Origin of the sequence: Cytobacillus sp. FSL K6-0129 (assembly GCF_038007625.1) — a bacterium.
Lineage (GTDB): Bacteria > Bacillota > Bacilli > Bacillales > Cytobacillaceae > Cytobacillus > Cytobacillus kochii.
Genome location: NZ_JBBOXM010000001.1, coordinates 1,591,489 through 1,607,154, shown reverse-complemented (window position 1 = coordinate 1,607,154; position 15,666 = coordinate 1,591,489). Strand labels below are relative to the sequence as shown.

General features: G+C 37.3%; 16 protein-coding genes and 1 other annotated feature. All 16 genes read left to right on the top strand.

Features of this window, described 5'->3' with window-relative positions; genetic code table 11:
* Window positions 1-57 precede the first annotated feature (57 nt).
* The 16 genes from MHI57_RS07915 to MHI57_RS07840 all read left to right on the top strand — a co-directional run bounded on the left by MHI57_RS07915 (window position 58) and on the right by MHI57_RS07840 (window position 15,646).
* A complete protein-coding gene (locus tag MHI57_RS07915; protein ID WP_307312797.1) occupies window positions 58-717 on the top strand; it encodes a YczE/YyaS/YitT family protein in 660 nt (219 codons plus the stop codon).
* A gap of 52 nt (window positions 718-769) precedes the next feature.
* Window positions 770-1,189 carry a cysteine metabolism transcriptional regulator CymR gene (gene cymR / locus MHI57_RS07910; protein WP_340975716.1) on the top strand — a complete coding sequence of 140 codons (420 nt, stop codon included), beginning with the start codon at window positions 770-772 and terminating at the stop codon, window positions 1,187-1,189.
* Between the two features lie 24 nt (window positions 1,190-1,213).
* On the top strand, window positions 1,214-2,356 hold the full coding sequence (locus MHI57_RS07905) for a cysteine desulfurase family protein (RefSeq protein ID WP_340975715.1): 1,143 nt from the start codon (window positions 1,214-1,216) through the stop codon (window positions 2,354-2,356).
* 29 nt (window positions 2,357-2,385) lie between these two features.
* Window positions 2,386-3,501 carry a tRNA 2-thiouridine(34) synthase MnmA gene (mnmA, locus tag MHI57_RS07900; protein WP_340975712.1) on the top strand — a complete coding sequence of 372 codons (1,116 nt, stop codon included), beginning with the start codon at window positions 2,386-2,388 and terminating at the stop codon, window positions 3,499-3,501.
* A 298-nt stretch (window positions 3,502-3,799) separates the two neighbouring features.
* Entirely contained in the window at window positions 3,800-4,453 is a 654-nt protein-coding gene (locus MHI57_RS07895) for a tetratricopeptide repeat protein (protein WP_095372464.1), read from the top strand.
* Window positions 4,454-4,495: 42 nt separating this feature from the next.
* Window positions 4,496-6,895 (top strand): SF1B family DNA helicase RecD2, encoded by a 2,400-nt coding sequence (recD2, locus tag MHI57_RS07890; protein WP_340975707.1) that lies wholly within the window; start codon window positions 4,496-4,498, stop codon window positions 6,893-6,895.
* A gap of 131 nt (window positions 6,896-7,026) precedes the next feature.
* Complete coding sequence (locus MHI57_RS07885; RefSeq protein WP_095372466.1) at window positions 7,027-7,497, top strand: PRC-barrel domain-containing protein; 471 nt, start codon at window positions 7,027-7,029, stop codon at window positions 7,495-7,497.
* A gap of 19 nt (window positions 7,498-7,516) precedes the next feature.
* A complete protein-coding gene (locus MHI57_RS07880) occupies window positions 7,517-7,708 on the top strand; it encodes a hypothetical protein (RefSeq protein ID WP_095373640.1) in 192 nt (63 codons plus the stop codon).
* A 25-nt stretch (window positions 7,709-7,733) separates the two neighbouring features.
* Complete coding sequence (locus MHI57_RS07875) at window positions 7,734-7,865, top strand: DUF3918 family protein (RefSeq protein WP_095372467.1); 132 nt, start codon at window positions 7,734-7,736, stop codon at window positions 7,863-7,865.
* Between the two features lie 146 nt (window positions 7,866-8,011).
* Window positions 8,012-9,088, top strand: a complete 1,077-nt coding sequence (locus MHI57_RS07870; RefSeq protein WP_307312804.1) for an AI-2E family transporter — start codon at window positions 8,012-8,014, stop codon at window positions 9,086-9,088.
* An 89-nt stretch (window positions 9,089-9,177) separates the two neighbouring features.
* Window positions 9,178-9,384: a binding site (T-box leader), on the top strand.
* Between the two features lie 54 nt (window positions 9,385-9,438).
* Complete coding sequence (alaS, locus tag MHI57_RS07865) at window positions 9,439-12,072, top strand: alanine--tRNA ligase (RefSeq protein WP_340975701.1); 2,634 nt, start codon at window positions 9,439-9,441, stop codon at window positions 12,070-12,072.
* 159 nt (window positions 12,073-12,231) lie between these two features.
* Window positions 12,232-12,498 carry an IreB family regulatory phosphoprotein gene (locus tag MHI57_RS07860; protein WP_095372470.1) on the top strand — a complete coding sequence of 89 codons (267 nt, stop codon included), beginning with the start codon at window positions 12,232-12,234 and terminating at the stop codon, window positions 12,496-12,498.
* Between the two features lies 1 nt (window position 12,499).
* A complete protein-coding gene (gene ruvX, locus MHI57_RS07855) occupies window positions 12,500-12,916 on the top strand; it encodes a Holliday junction resolvase RuvX (RefSeq protein ID WP_095372471.1) in 417 nt (138 codons plus the stop codon).
* Window positions 12,917-12,928: 12 nt separating this feature from the next.
* Window positions 12,929-13,210, top strand: a complete 282-nt coding sequence (locus MHI57_RS07850) for a DUF1292 domain-containing protein (RefSeq protein WP_095372472.1) — start codon at window positions 12,929-12,931, stop codon at window positions 13,208-13,210.
* A gap of 432 nt (window positions 13,211-13,642) precedes the next feature.
* On the top strand, window positions 13,643-14,767 hold the full coding sequence (gene mltG / locus MHI57_RS07845) for an endolytic transglycosylase MltG (protein ID WP_340975698.1): 1,125 nt from the start codon (window positions 13,643-13,645) through the stop codon (window positions 14,765-14,767).
* 237 nt (window positions 14,768-15,004) lie between these two features.
* The gene (locus tag MHI57_RS07840) at window positions 15,005-15,646 is read left to right on the top strand and encodes an O-methyltransferase (RefSeq protein ID WP_095372474.1); all 642 of its coding nucleotides are present in this window, start codon (window positions 15,005-15,007) and stop codon (window positions 15,644-15,646) included.
* Window positions 15,647-15,666: the final 20 nt, after the last annotated feature.

Sequence of the window (15,666 nt, the reverse complement as noted above, 5' to 3'; positions counted from 1 at the left end):
TAATGGAGGGCGTAAGAAAAAAGATTAAAAATAATCTATCCTGTGAGGGCTTGTCAAATGATCAATAATAATAAAATAGGGCAAACAGGACCGAGGTTTATTATCTATTTACTCGGTTTATTAGTAATGAGTTTAGGAATTGTACTCCTTATTGTTGCAGATTTAGGCGCAACACCTTGGGACGTATTGCATGTAGGTTTGTATTATCAATTAGGGTTATCAATTGGCACCTGGTCTATTATTGTTGGTATTCTTGTACTTGCCATTGCGGCAATCATTGGTAAAGAGATGCCAAAAGCAGGTGCTTATCTTAATATGATTCTTATTGGAATCTTTATTGATTTGTATTTATTATTACCGTTTATGACCACTCCTGAAACGATTTGGGGAAAGTTCATTATGTTTGCTTGTGGTCTTTTAATTAATTGTTATGGTATGGGCTTGTATATATCAGCTCGTTTAGGTACTGGGCCACGGGATAGTTTAATGATGGCATTAATGAATCGAACAGGTTGGAAAGTTGCCTATATAAGGTCAAGTATGGAAATTATTGTGTTAGTTATCGGTTGGCAGCTTGGCGGTCCTGTTTTTTGGGGGACAATCGTTTTAAGCTTGGCTACTGGTCCAATAGTCGGTGCAGCATTACCACAATGTCAACGATTTACGAATAAGTTACTTGCACGAATGAAGGAAAGAAAAGTATCGATTGCCTCATAACAGGTAACGATGGAATTTATAGAGAGAATAAAGATGAATAGAGGTGTCGGGAATGAAAATATCGACAAAAGGTCGTTACGGATTAACGATTATGATAGAACTCGCTAAGAAATATGGGGAAGGTCCCGTTTCATTAAAAACAATTGCACAAGCAAATGATTTATCAGAACACTATTTAGAACAATTAATTGCTCCTTTAAGAAATGCTGGTTTTGTGAAAAGTATAAGAGGAGCTTATGGCGGATATATACTTGGAGATGAGCCATCAAAGATCACTTCAGGCGATATTATTCGCGTATTAGAGGGTCCGATTAGTCCAGTTGAAGGGATAGAAAATGAAGAACCAGCTAAAAGAGAATTATGGATGCGTATACGTGACGCAGTGAAAGAGGTATTGGATAATACAACGATTGAGGATTTAGCAAACCATAAAGATAATGGTGAATCCAATGCTTATATGTTTTATATTTAACAGATTGGCAAGAAGGTGAAAAAAGTGGAAAGAATTTATTTGGATCATGCGGCAACAAGTCCGATGCATCCTCAAGTAATTGAAGTAATGATGCGAATGATGCAAGAGGATTACGGAAATCCATCAAGCATTCATTCTTTTGGTAGAGAAGCAAGACAAGTACTTGATCGGGCAAGAGAAGTAATGGCATCAAGTATTGGAGCTATTGCAAACGAGATTATTTTCACAAGTGGTGGAACCGAATCCGATAATCATGCTATTTTTGGAGTAGCTCGAGCGAATCAAAATAAAGGTAAGCATATCATCACTTCAGAAATTGAACATCATGCAGTACTACATGCGTGCGAAGAGCTTGAAAGAGAAGGATTTGAAGTAACATATTTACCAGTCAACAATGAAGGGGTCATTGAGGTAGACACTGTTAAGAAAGCGTTACGAGATGATACAATTTTAGTTACCATCATGTATGCGAATAATGAAGTTGGTACCATTCAGCCCATCGCTGAGATAGGTAAACTGCTCGTTAATCATCAAGCAGTCTTTCATACAGATGCGGTACAAGCTTATGGCCTATTGCCTATAGATGTGAATGAAGCAAATATTGACTTACTTTCTGTTTCAGCTCACAAAATAAATGGTCCAAAAGGGATTGGATTTCTATATTGCCGGAAAGACATTTCCCTTCCTTCAAGATTGTTTGGGGGCGAGCAAGAAAGAAAGCGTAGAGCTGGAACGGAAAATGTACCTGCCATTGCTGGTTTTTTAGAAGCAGTGAAAATAAGTCAACAAAATAGAGTGGCTAAAAGTACGCACTTTCAACAATTAAGAGAAATGTTCTTGCAAACATTGATAGAAAATGGAATAAAGTTTAAGCAAAACAGTTCGCTTGCTGAAACACTTCCTCATGTATTAAACTTAAGCTTTCCAGGAACAAATGTGGAAGCTATGCTTGTTAATTTGGATTTGGTAGGGATTGCCGCATCTAGTGGTTCTGCATGTACAGCAGGATCTATAGACCCATCGCATGTACTGGTCGCGATGTTTGGTAAAGGAGATGAGCGGTTAGCTAACTCTATAAGGTTCAGCTTTGGCTATGGTAATACATTAGAACAAGCAGGTGTAGCTGGAAAAGAAGTAAGTAAAATCGTGCAACGATTTCAGGCATAAATAAAGTATAGCAAAGAGAGGTGAATACAATGACAAAAGCGCCAAAAGATACGCGAGTTGTTGTTGGGATGTCCGGTGGCGTTGATTCATCGGTAGCTGCACTCCTTCTCAAAGAACAAGGCTATGATGTCATCGGCATTTTTATGAAAAACTGGGATGACACCGATGAAAACGGTGTATGTACAGCGACGGAAGACTATGAAGATGTAATCCGCGTATGTAATCAAATCGGTATTCCATACTATGCTGTCAACTTTGAGAAGCAATATTGGGATAAAGTGTTCACCTACTTTCTTGAAGAATATAAAGCAGGTAGAACACCGAACCCCGATGTCATGTGCAATAAGGAAATAAAATTTAAAGCGTTTCTAGAACATGCGATGCATTTAGGTGCTGATTATTTAGCAACTGGTCATTATGCGCGTGTAGAAGAAAGAGACGGCGAAGTAAAAATGCTTCGTGGTCTTGATGAAAACAAAGATCAAACGTATTTCCTTAATCAGCTTTCGCAAGAACAATTAAAAAAAGTAATGTTCCCAATCGGCAATATAAAAAAGTCAGAGGTAAGGGAAATTGCGGCAAAAGCGAATTTAGCAACAGCTACTAAGAAGGATAGTACAGGTATTTGTTTTATTGGTGAAAGAAACTTTAAAGAATTCCTTGGTAACTATTTACCAGCTCAACCAGGTAATATGGAGACATTTGATGGTAAAGTAGTCGGTAAGCATGATGGTTTAATGTATTATACAATTGGTCAAAGACATGGTCTAGGGATCGGTGGCGCAGGTGAGCCTTGGTTTGCGATTGGTAAGGACTTGAAAAGGAATGTTCTTTATGTAGGACAAGGCTTTCACCATGAAAAATTATATTCCGATTCCCTTGTAGCTGTGAATGTAAGTTGGGTATCTGAAAAAGAAATGCCACAAACATTTGAATGTACAGCTAAATTTAGATATCGTCAGACAGACAATAATGTAACGGTGGAACGCTTAGCGGACAATAAAGTTCGAGTGAAGTTTCATGAGCTAAGTAGAGCGATTACCCCTGGCCAATCAGTTGTCTTTTATAACGGTGACGAATGCTTAGGCGGAGCAACAATTGATGAAGTATATATTAATAGTAATCAACTCACATATGTAGGATAAAAAATCAGGCAAATTGATTGCCTGATTTTTTATTTTTCCCACGTTTTTATGATAAATCTTCAACAAGTTACTGAGTCTAGAATGGATACGCACAAATGCCGCAAATCATCGAAGTTAACTTTTCTCCTCTCATTCTTTGGAGAAGCTGGAAAATCAAGCCGTGTACCAACTATATTATGTTCAATTCTAAAAACCTCAACAAATTATGCCTGAACGTTTAGCCTGTGAATGAAGTCATAACGAAAAATATGCTATACTATTTCGAAGAGTAAAGAGATAGAAATGGAGTCGATAAATAATGGATAAAAACCAACAAGGTATTCAATATATGCAAGAAGGTAAATGGGAAGAAGCAGCTAAGATTTTTATGGAAGCCATTGATGAAAACCCTGAGGATGCGGTTTCTTATATCAATTTTGGTAATGTTTTATCAGCCGTTGGCGACGGAGAACGAGCATTGAAGTTTTTTCTAAAAGCAATTGAACTTGATGAAAACGCGGGTGTTGCTTATTATAGTGTCGGAAATTTACTTTTTGAAAAAGAACAATTTGACGAGGCTAAAAATATGTTTGAACAAGCGATGCAAAAAGGAATCGACCATGGAGACAATTATTTTATGTTAGGTATTTCCCTTATGCAATTAGAGCAAGGGAAATTAGCATTACCATACTTGCAACGTGCAACTGAATTAAATCCACAGGATGCAGAAGCGGCTTTTCAATATGGTCTTTGCTTAGCACAATTAGAATTAATAGATGAAGCCATTAAGCAACTACAACAATGTATTGAATTAGATGAGGAACATGCAGATGCTCATTATAATCTCGGTGTCGCTTATGGTTTTAAAGAAGACGTGCAAAAGGCACTCGCTCATTTTAATCGTGCATTGGATATACAACCGGATCATATGCTTGCCGGCTACGGTAAGAAAATGATTGAAAAACAAGCATAAGATAAAAAACAAGATGCGCTTAAAAAGGAAGGAGCATATGGGATGGATGAGCAGAATTCTTTAGATTTATTTGCTGAACAAAAAACGTATGTAAAGGGCAAGCATCTTGTGACTATTTTCCATAATGAGAGTAATCTTTATACGGTTTTACGTATTCGGGTGCTAGAGACAAATGCACAATATGAAGAGAAAGAAGCGGTCATTACTGGCTACATACCGAAAATCCATGAAGAGGAGACCTATACATTTATAGGGGAATGGAAGGAACATCCAAAGTTTGGGTTGCAATTCCATGTAGAGCAGTACAAGAAAGAAATGCCTCAAACAAAAGAAGGTGTCGTTAATTATTTATCAGGTGACCTCTTTAAAGGAATTGGTAAGAAAACGGCACAAAGTATTGTGGACGAGCTTGGAGAAAATGCGATCAATAGCATTTTAAATAATCCTTCATTATTAGATGGGATACCAAAATTAGCAAGTGAAAAAGCGAAAGTTTTATACGACACACTTGTGGAGAATCAAGGAATTGAACAAGTCATGATTCACCTCAATCAACTTGGTTTTGGTCCACAACTATCTATGAAGATTATTCAAACATATAAAGATCAAGCAATAGATATTTTGCAAAAAAAACCTTATCAACTCGTAGAGGATATTGAAGGGATTGGCTTCCATCGGGCAGATGAGATTGGACAACAAGTGGGAATGTCAGGTAGTCATCCTGACCGTATTAAAGCAGCATGTTTGTATGTGCTTGATAGTGAAAGTGCACAGGCAGGTCACGTATATGCTGAAGCAGAAGAATTACTCCCTGCTGTCAAAAAACTATTAGAGGAAAAAGCGACTGAGGTAATCCCTTACGAGGCGATTAGTGAAGCAATCTTAAAGCTCGGAGAAGAGAGAAAAGTGATTGCAGAAGGACAGCAGTTATATTTACCTTCTCTTTTCTTTTCTGAAAAGGGAATCGTTACAAATATCAAACGTATACTCAATCAAACGGAATTTAATGAACAGTTTCCTGAATCGGAATTCCTCCTTGCTTTGGGACAATTAGAAGAGCGACTTTCGGTACAGTATGCGCCATCTCAAAAAGATGCCATTCAAAAAGCGTTAATGTCGCCAATGATGATCTTAACTGGTGGTCCAGGTACGGGCAAAACAACGGTTATTCAAGGAATTGTTGAATTGTATGGTGAATTACATGGCTGTAGTTTAAATCCGAAAGACTATAAAAAAGAAGAGCCTTTTCCTTTCTTATTAGCTGCACCTACTGGAAGAGCGGCGAAAAGAATGGCAGAATCTACAGGATTACCAGCTGTGACGATTCACAGATTGCTTGGTTGGAATGGAAGTGAGGGTTTTGACCATCATGAAGAAAACCCGCTTGAAGGGAAAATTCTTATTGTTGATGAAACTTCCATGGTTGATATATGGCTAGCCAATCAACTTTTTAAAGCGATCCCTGAAGAAATGCAAGTCATACTTGTTGGTGATGAAGATCAATTACCATCTGTGGGCCCAGGTCAAGTATTAAGAGATTTATTACTTTCTGAACGTATCCCTTCGGTTATGTTGACAGATATTTATAGGCAATCGGAAGGCTCGTCAATTATTGAGTTAGCACATGAAATGAAAAAGGGAAGATTGCCGCAAAATATTACTCAGCAACAAAAAGACCGTTCCTTTTTTCAATGCCAACCAGGTCAAATTGGCACGGTTATCGGGCAAGTAGTGCGAAATGCAAAGAAAAAGGGGTATTTAGCAAAGGATATTCAAGTACTTGCACCGATGTATCGTGGTCCTGCAGGTATTGATCGCCTTAATAAAATGATCCAAGAAATTTTCAACCCTAATGAAGATGGTAGTAGAAAGGAAATTGCTTTTGGTGATGTTGTCTATCGCATTGGAGACAAGGTGTTGCAATTAGTCAATCAACCTGAAAACCACGTTTATAACGGTGATATGGGTGAAATTATTTCCATATTTTATGCAAAAGAGAACACAGAGAAACAAGATATGGTTATTGTTTCTTTTGACGGAGTGGAAGCAACGTATACAAAACAGGATTTAAATCAAATCACTCATGCCTATTGTTGTTCCGTTCATAAGTCACAGGGCAGTGAGTTTCCGATTGTTATTCTTCCGGTCGTTAAAAGTTATTATCGGATGTTACGGAGGAATTTATTATATACTGCCATTACACGAAGCAAGCAGTTCCTTATATTATGCGGTGATGAAGAAGCGTTAAAAATGGGTATACAACGATTGGATGATCAATCGAGGCGATCTAACTTACGATTGAAGTTACAAGATGAAATCTTCGAAGGAGAGACCATTGAAGCTATAGATGAATCATTAACATATGAAGATTATTTGATGAAAGTCGACCCGTTGATAGGAATGGAAAATATCACACCTTATGATTTTTTAGAGGCTGATTAGACTAAGATGAGAGATTTTTCTCATCTTATTTTTTTACCTATATACATAAAACAAATTGCCAACCTGGAAAAAGAATGACTCGCACCATCTTTGAACAAAATAACAATGTTCAAAGAAGGTGGGAGTAACTTTTGCGAACATTTTCCTTATTAAGAGGCTTGTCGGTAATCGTGTTGAATAACGGTAGGGCAATAGGTGAAGTGAATGATCTCTTCATCTCACCCGAAGGATTAGTGAAGGGACTATGGGTGAAGAACCACTCATTTATTCGTAAATCCTTTTTTCTAGATATTAAAGATGTGTACTCATTTGGTTGGGATGGTGTGATGATTGAGAGTTGTGATGTATTAACAGCTATACCAAAGCATAGTGATTTTACAATTGCTAGTGAAAATCGTCTGGCTGGCCGAATGATGATGACAAGAGAGGGCGATCGCTTAGGACTTCTTCAAGATGTATATTTCAATGAAGAATTGGGCACAATCGTAGGGTATGAACTATCAGATGGCTTCTTTTCTGATGTACTTGAAGGAAAGAAAGTAGTTAAAGCTAGTTGCGCACCAGCGATTGGAAAGGATGCCATTATTGTAAATGTAGAATAAGGTAGGTGTCCTTTCCATGATGCTTCAATGTCCTAATTGTCAAAGCAAAGATGTCGGTAAGATTGGCATAAATCAATATTACTGTTGGAATTGCTTTATCGAACTCTCATTGTCTAAAGGAATTATTCACACTCACCAAGTGGAAGAAGATGGGTCTTTAAGTTCTTTAGATGACTTATTTGATGAAGAAGAGCGTCGTTTTTCTTCATAAAAATTCTTATGAGAGGTGTCATATGATGAATAAAATGTTAACCTCAGCAGCTGTCATAGGCGCAGGTGTAGCCGCATATAGCTATATGCAGAAAAATAACATCGTCTCAAAAAGAGATATGAAAAAAATACAAAGAAAAGTAATGAAAATGTTTTAAATGTTTTGGCGTCCTCAATCAAATAGATTGGGGACGTTTTTTCGTACCTGTGCTATGTCAATAAATGAATCCATTCCGTCCCTTGTTTAACTTGTATGTATAATTCATATGCTCTCTTCTCAAGATAGTAAAGGGAGGCGTAGTGCATGGACGTTCGTATGAAATGGTTGTACCGTTTAGGCTTTGTTTTGCTTGTTCTCATTTTACTTTATATCTTTTTTCAATTAAAAGAATTATGGCTCCCTCTTTTAAAATTACTGCTTGTTGTGCTGATTCCGTTTTTACTTGGGGCGTTTTTTACTTATCTCTTACACCCTATTGTTGAAAAGTTACATCAAACGGGTATGCACAGAGGATTAGCAGCTTTAGGAATTTATTTATTATTTTTTGGTGGTGTTGGCTACGGATTGTATAAAGGGATTCCGGCTTTTATTCATCAACTAAATGATTTAGTTGATCATGCGCCAGAGTTTGCCGAGCAATATCGCTCTTTTATTGCTTTGATTCAAGAACGCACATCTGAATGGCCAGAAACATTACAATTACGTGTAGAGGATGGGATTAACAATATTGAAGCAGCATTAGATAAATTATTAACAAAGGCAATTAATATATTGCTTGAGATTCTTAATTATGCTTTAATCATCGCTATTATCCCATTTATCTCCTTTTACCTTTTAAAAGATTATACGGATGTAAAAAAAGCAGTCTGGTACTTAACGCCAAGAAGATGGAGAAAAGAAGCTGTTTTGTTTATAAGAGATGTTGATAAGTCACTCGGAGGTTATATTCGTGGGCAGCTCCTTGTATGTTTAGTAATCGGGGTGATTTCAGCTACTTTATTTTGGGTGTTCGGTATGAAGTATCCATTGTTGCTTGGTTTTATCATTGCAATAACCAATATTATTCCGTATTTTGGTCCAATTATTGGTGCAGTCCCAGCGGTGATTATTGCAGCGACCCTGTCAGTCAAAATGGTAATTATCACATTAATTATTATAGTTGTATTGCAATTTGTGGAAGGGAATATATTATCTCCTTTAATTGTAGGGAAAAGCTTACATATGCACCCCCTCATTATTATGCTTTCATTACTAGCTGGTGGAGAAGCTGGCGGTATCATTGGTTTAATTATGGCTGTTCCGATTTTGGCAATCCTAAAAATTAGTCTTATACATGCACGTAAACTATTAATGAACCGACATAGGGCAGATAAGGTATAGTTTCAGCTGAATTTGTTGATACTGTTAGACATTGATATTGACAAAAGAGCAAAAATCTAGCTATAATTCGACTATATCTATTTAAATAATGTAAGATGTTGATGGAAGAAGTATGTTATAGTCCATTCGAAAGAGAGGAAATTCCATGGCTGAGAGAATTTCTCGATGAAGGATAACAGAAAGCTAATCCGGAGTGCAGTTAACTACTGCCGTTCACCGCGTTAAGGTGCTTTGAGAGGTGAGAGTTTTCTTTCACAATCAGGGTGGTACCGCGAGCTTAAGTTCTCGTCCCTGTATTGGGGATGAGGGCTTTTTTTTATGGTTACATAAATTTTTTAGGAGGTTTTTTTATGAAACATTTAACTGGTGCAGAAATTAGACAAATGTTTTTAGATTTTTTTAAAGAAAAAGGTCACGCAGTGGAACCAAGTGCTTCTTTAGTACCACATGAAGATCCGTCACTACTATGGATTAATAGTGGTGTAGCTACATTGAAGAAATATTTTGATGGTCGAGTGATTCCCGAAAATCCAAGGATCGTTAATGCACAAAAATCAATACGTACCAATGATATTGAAAATGTTGGGAAGACAGCACGTCACCATACATTCTTTGAAATGCTTGGGAATTTTTCTATCGGTGACTACTTTAAAGAAGAAGCGATTCTATATGCTTGGGAATTCTTGACGAGTCCAAAATGGATTGGTTTTGAAGAAGACAAATTATCTGTGACAATCCACCCTGAGGACGATGAAGCGTACAAATTATGGAGAGAAAAAGTAGGTGTACCAGAAGAACGAATTATTCGTTTGGAAGGGAATTTCTGGGATATTGGTGAAGGACCAAGTGGACCGAACACAGAAATTTTCTATGATAGGGGAGAAGAGTATGGTAACGATTTAAATGATCCTGAGCTCTATCCTGGGGGAGAGAACGAACGTTACTTGGAAGTATGGAACCTTGTATTTTCTGAGTTTAACCATAATCCAGATGGAACATATACTCCACTACCAAAGAAAAATATTGATACGGGCATGGGCTTAGAGCGTATGGCTTCAGTTGTGCAAAATGTAAAGACGAATTTTGACACAGATCTATTTATGCCAATCATTAAAGGAACAGAAGATATTTCTGCTGAGAAATATGGGAAAACTGCGGAACAAGATGTCGCATTTAAAGTGATTGCTGACCACATTCGTACAGTAGCATTTGCAATTGGTGATGGTGCTCTTCCATCAAATGAAGGTAGAGGATATGTTCTTAGACGATTATTACGTCGCGCGGTTCGTTATGCGAAACAAATCAATATTCATCGTCCGTTCATGTTTGAGTTAGTACCAGTGGTTGCAGAAATAATGGTTGATTATTATCCACAAGTAAAAGAAAAAACAGCTTTTATTCAAAAAGTCATTAAAAACGAAGAAGAACGCTTCCATGAAACGTTACACGAGGGTTTAGCTATTCTTTCAGAAGTAATGAAAAAAGAAAAAGCTAATGGACATACTGTAATCGATGGAAAAGATGTTTTCCGTCTTTATGATACGTATGGTTTCCCCGTTGAATTAACAGAGGAGTACGCAGAAGAAGAAGGGATGAGCATCGACCATGATGGCTTTGAAAAAGAGATGGAAAATCAGCGTGATCGCGCTCGAGCTGCTCGTCAAGATATAGATAGTATGCAAGTCCAGGATAGTGTCCTAGGTGAAATTACGGTAGACAGTAGGTTTGTTGGGTATGAACAATTGACGATTGATACTGAAGTAGCTGCAATTGTAAGTGGTGGCGAGCTAGTAGACCAAGCTGGTCAAGGCGAAGAGGTTCAATTAATATTGACAGCTACTCCTTTCTATGCTGAAAGTGGTGGGCAAATCGCTGATAAGGGAACTCTAACAGCAAGTGGCGTGAGGGTTGAAATAAAAGATGTGCAAAAAGCTCCAAATGGACAAAACCTCCATCGTGCAGTTGTCACAGAAGGAGAATTAAAAGCTCATTCATCGGTTAAAGCATCTGTAGATTATTTTAATCGTAATAAAATCGTAAAAAATCATACTGCGACACATCTTCTTCACCAAGCATTGAAAGATGTATTAGGTACGCATGTAAATCAAGCAGGTTCTCTCGTTGAACCAGATCGACTAAGATTTGACTTTTCTCACTTTGGACAAGTAACAGGAGATGAGTTAGAGAAAATCGAAGCCATTGTTAACGAGAAAATTTGGAATAGCTTAAATGTGCAAATTGACCTGAAAGATATTGAAGAAGCAAAAGCAATGGGAGCAATGGCTTTATTTGGAGAAAAGTATGGGAAAATTGTACGAGTTGTTCAAATCGGTGATTATTCATTAGAACTTTGTGGTGGCTGTCATGTGGCAAATACTGCAGTCATTGGTTTGTTCAAAATCCAATCTGAAAGCGGGATTGGTGCAGGCACAAGAAGAATAGAAGCAGTCACAGGTGAAGGTGCTTATAAGATGATGACAGAGCAAATCTCTGTATTAAAAGAGGCTGGGGCTAAATTAAAATCAAATATAAAAGATGTACCAGTAAAAATTGACAGCTTACATGCAGAAATCAGGCAATTACAAAGAGAAAATGAATCATTAGCAACTAAATTGGGTAATATTGAAGCTGGAAGCTTGATTGACCAAGTGAAAGAAGTGAACGGTGTAAAAGTATTAGCTGCAAAAGTTCAGGCGACAGACATGAACCACTTGCGTAATATGGCAGATGAATTAAAACAAAAGCTTGCTTCAGCAGTGGTTGTACTAGGTAGTGCGAATGAAGGAAAAGTGAATTTAATTGCCGGTGTGACAGATGATTTGATTAAAAGTGGCTATCATGCGGGTAAATTAATTAAGGAAGTGGCTACTCGCTGTGGAGGCGGTGGCGGTGGACGTCCAGATATGGCGCAAGCTGGTGGAAAAGACCCAGCAAAATTAGAGGGAGCGTTACAATTTGTAGAGGAATGGGTAAAATCCGTTTGATTCCCGAATAGTTTAGTGTAAAATGTAGGTAAACAAAAGCGAATCATAAAAAGAAGAGGTTATATAACCTCTTCTTCATGAACTTGGTGTAGCTATCCATCCTTCTCTTTTTGAATAGGTAGCTTAATCGCTTAAGAACAGAATAGTGAGGTGTAGCAATTGAGCTCATTTGACAAAACGATGAGATTTAATTTTCCTGAGGAACCATTTGAACAAGATGTCAATAAAGTTTTGTTCCATGTTCACGATGCCCTGCAGGAAAAAGGGTATAATCCTATTAATCAAATTGTAGGTTACCTGCTTTCTGGAGATCCTGCCTACATACCCCGTCACAAAGATGCAAGGAATGTGATTCGCAAGTTAGAACGGGATGAAATTATTGAAGAACTTGTGAAGTCGTATTTAAAACAGCAACGAGAGGGATAATATGCGTACAATGGGATTAGATGTCGGCTCAAAAACGGTCGGCGTGGCTGTTAGTGATGGTCTTGGTTGGACAGCCCAAGGCATCGAAACAGTGAAAATAAATGAGGAACAGAATCAGTACGGATTTAAACGTATTGGTGAGCTGCTCAAAGAATATGAAGTAACAAAGGTTGTTGTTGGCATTCCTAAGAACATGAATGGTACAATAGGGCCTAGAGGTGAAGCGAGTCAGTTCTATGGTAATGAACTTAACAAACGTTTCGGTGTTGAGGTTATTTATTGGGACGAGCGTCTCACTACAATCGCTGCAGAGAGAGTCCTACTTGATGCAGATGTCAGTCGCAAAAAAAGGAAAAAAGTGATTGATAAAATGGCGGCAGTCATGATTTTACAAGGTTATTTAGATAGCCAGAATTAAGAGGTGAAAGAAATGGATCACGGAGAAAACAATATCACAGTAGTAGATGAGGAAGGTAACGAGCAGCTTTGCGAAGTGCTTTTTACTTTTGACTCTGAAGAATTTGGCAAATCTTATGTTCTTTATTATCCAATTGGTGCAGATGAGGATGAAGAAGAGGTTGAAATTCATGCATCTGCATTCGTTCCAAGTGAAGATAATACTGATGGTGAATTAATGCCAATTGAAACGGACGAAGAATGGGACCTTATCGAAGAGATGTTAAATACATTTTTAGAAAACGAAGAAGAATAAATTTGAAAAGACCCGCGTATTTAGTGGGTCTTTTTTTTATGTTCTATCATTCTTCGCAGGTGAACTTGCGACTAAGGCTAACCCAGAATTAATATCACACAACAAAAAAACATTAAGTAAAAAAAGACTTAGCAAAATATAACCTATCTCAAAAAAACCCTCCACTTTCAGCATTGCCCTCATTTCTATCTCATTCTCTATAAACTTAACTCATTCATTATTAAGGGAGAGGTATTATTGATTAACGCTTTCAGTATAACTGATTCGTTCTATAGTAGAAGAATTTTGTCTAAATATGCTATCCTATGACAGAAAGTATAGTATAATAATCCGAGATGTATGAGAGCTATTTTCCAGCTATTAATACAGTAGCAACATGAGGCGAAAAGGAAGTATGAATAGTAAGGGGAAATAGTTGCAAGGAGGTTTACCATGACAGATGATAAAAAAGGTAAGATGAAAAAACAGTTGATAGAGAGGCAAACAGAGGCGAAAGTTGTGCGTAAAATCGTGTTAATTACAGCCATAATATTATTTGTAATCATAGGTGTTGGAGGGCTAGGTGGGTTCCTTTATGTGAATTCTGCTTTAAAACCTGTTAATCCAGATAACGACAAAGTCAAAAATGTCGAAATCCCTATAGGCTCATCCGTTTCAGGGATCGGACAAGTATTAGAAGAGAATGGGATAATAAAGGATGCTAGAGTATTCAAATACTATGTGAAGCTAAAGAATGAATCAGGCTTTATGGCAGGAACTTATGAACTGGCACCGGCGATGACTTTAGGTCAAGTCATATCAGAGCTGAAAACTGGAAATGTTGATCAAGAAGTCGTGTTTAAAGTCACACTTCCTGAAGGCAAGCAGTTGGAGCAAATTGCAGCAATTATAGCAGAAAAAGCAGGCATGGACGCAGACGAAGTCTTTGCAGAATTAAATGATAAAGCATTTGTACAGAAAATGCAGGAGAAATTTCCAAGTGTCATTTCTGATGATGTTTTTGCGGAGAATATTAAATACCCTTTGGAGGGTTATCTATTCCCTGCCACATATGATTACTACAAAGAAGATGCAACGTTAGAAGAAATTGTAACACCAATGATTAAGAAGACAAGTGAAGTGCTTGCTCAGTACACAGATGCAATGGAGAACAAAGAGATGTCTGTCCATGAATTACTCACAATGGCTTCATTAATCGAAGAAGAGGCCACTGCACAAGTGGACCGCGATAAGATAGCCAGCGTTTTTTATAATCGTATGGATGAAGATATGCCTTTACAAACAGATCCCACCGTTTTATATGCACATGGTGAGCATAAGGAAAGGACATTGTATAAGCATTTAGAAATAGATGACCCATATAACACATATAAATACAATGGCCTAACACCTGGACCGATTGCTAATGCAGGTTCAACTTCTATTGAAGCTGCATTGAATCCTGAAGAAACGGATTATTTGTATTTCCTAGCTACACCAGAAGGAGAAGTTTTATTCTCTAAAACATTGGATGAACATAATGTGAAGAAAAATGAGCACATAACTAGTAATAATTAAAAAATAGAGGAAGCTAAAGAGGTGTGAATGATGTTAGATCATCATTTATGATAAAATCTCATAGCTTTCCTCTTTTTTATGTGGTAAAATAGCACAAGCATTTTATATATTTTTTTATGTGGCGTATCATGCAGATAGCGTAGATGGTCCAAGCTCTTGTTGACAATCTACTAATGTGAGCGCTTTTTTTCTTGCATATGCAAAGGATGGAAGTTAAATTAATAGAGGTGAAAGTAATTGCTAAATGATGAGCTAATTACATATATGCAAAAATTAATACCGGATCGTACAAACCTCTTCATGGAAATGGAAGAATACGCTAGGGAAAATCGTGTGCCAATCATGGAACTAGAAGGTATTGAAGCCATGTTACAGATTGTACGAATTCAACAACCAACAAAAATATTAGAGATTGGAACAGCAATCGGATATTCCGCTTTACGAATGGCTGAAGCTTGTCCATCTGCTCATATTGTTACATTGGAAAGAGATCAGGAGCGTTATGAAAAGGCAGAGAACTACTTTGCAAGAAGCGGCATGGCGAATCAAATCACTTTAATTAAAGGCGATGCATTAGAGCAAGAAGATGAGGTTCGAATATTAGGTGACTATGATATGATATTTATTGATGCAGCAAAAGGACAGTATAAGAAGTTTTTCGAGATGTATAGTCAATATTTAAATGATACAGGTGTAATTATTACCGATAACGTGTTATTTAAAGGCCTTGTTTATGAAAAAGCAGAGATAGAAAAAAAACGCATCCGCAACCTAGTGCAAAAAATTGACCAATTTAATGAATGGCTTATGAAAAATGATCGTTACCATACGGTGATTTTGCCTATTGGTGATGGTGTTGCGATTAGTAGAAAGAAATAAGTTTTGTTGTGATAAAGAAT

What these genes read in the sequence shown, in the direction of transcription:
- MHI57_RS07875 (WP_095372467.1), top strand. Translation starts at nt 7,734, where the DNA reads ATGAATAAAATGTTAACCTCAGCAGCTGTCATAGGCGCAGGTGTAGCC.
- MHI57_RS07880 (WP_095373640.1), top strand. Translation starts at nt 7,517, where the DNA reads ATGCTTCAATGTCCTAATTGTCAAAGCAAAGATGTCGGTAAGATTGGC.
- recD2 (WP_340975707.1), top strand. Translation starts at nt 4,496, where the DNA reads ATGGATGAGCAGAATTCTTTAGATTTATTTGCTGAACAAAAAACGTAT.
- mltG (WP_340975698.1), top strand. Translation starts at nt 13,643, where the DNA reads ATGACAGATGATAAAAAAGGTAAGATGAAAAAACAGTTGATAGAGAGG.
- alaS (WP_340975701.1), top strand. Translation starts at nt 9,439, where the DNA reads ATGAAACATTTAACTGGTGCAGAAATTAGACAAATGTTTTTAGATTTT.
- MHI57_RS07870 (WP_307312804.1), top strand. Translation starts at nt 8,012, where the DNA reads ATGGACGTTCGTATGAAATGGTTGTACCGTTTAGGCTTTGTTTTGCTT.
- cymR (WP_340975716.1), top strand. Translation starts at nt 770, where the DNA reads ATGAAAATATCGACAAAAGGTCGTTACGGATTAACGATTATGATAGAA.
- MHI57_RS07895 (WP_095372464.1), top strand. Translation starts at nt 3,800, where the DNA reads ATGGATAAAAACCAACAAGGTATTCAATATATGCAAGAAGGTAAATGG.
- MHI57_RS07915 (WP_307312797.1), top strand. Translation starts at nt 58, where the DNA reads ATGATCAATAATAATAAAATAGGGCAAACAGGACCGAGGTTTATTATC.
- ruvX (WP_095372471.1), top strand. Translation starts at nt 12,500, where the DNA reads ATGCGTACAATGGGATTAGATGTCGGCTCAAAAACGGTCGGCGTGGCT.
- MHI57_RS07850 (WP_095372472.1), top strand. Translation starts at nt 12,929, where the DNA reads ATGGATCACGGAGAAAACAATATCACAGTAGTAGATGAGGAAGGTAAC.
- mnmA (WP_340975712.1), top strand. Translation starts at nt 2,386, where the DNA reads ATGACAAAAGCGCCAAAAGATACGCGAGTTGTTGTTGGGATGTCCGGT.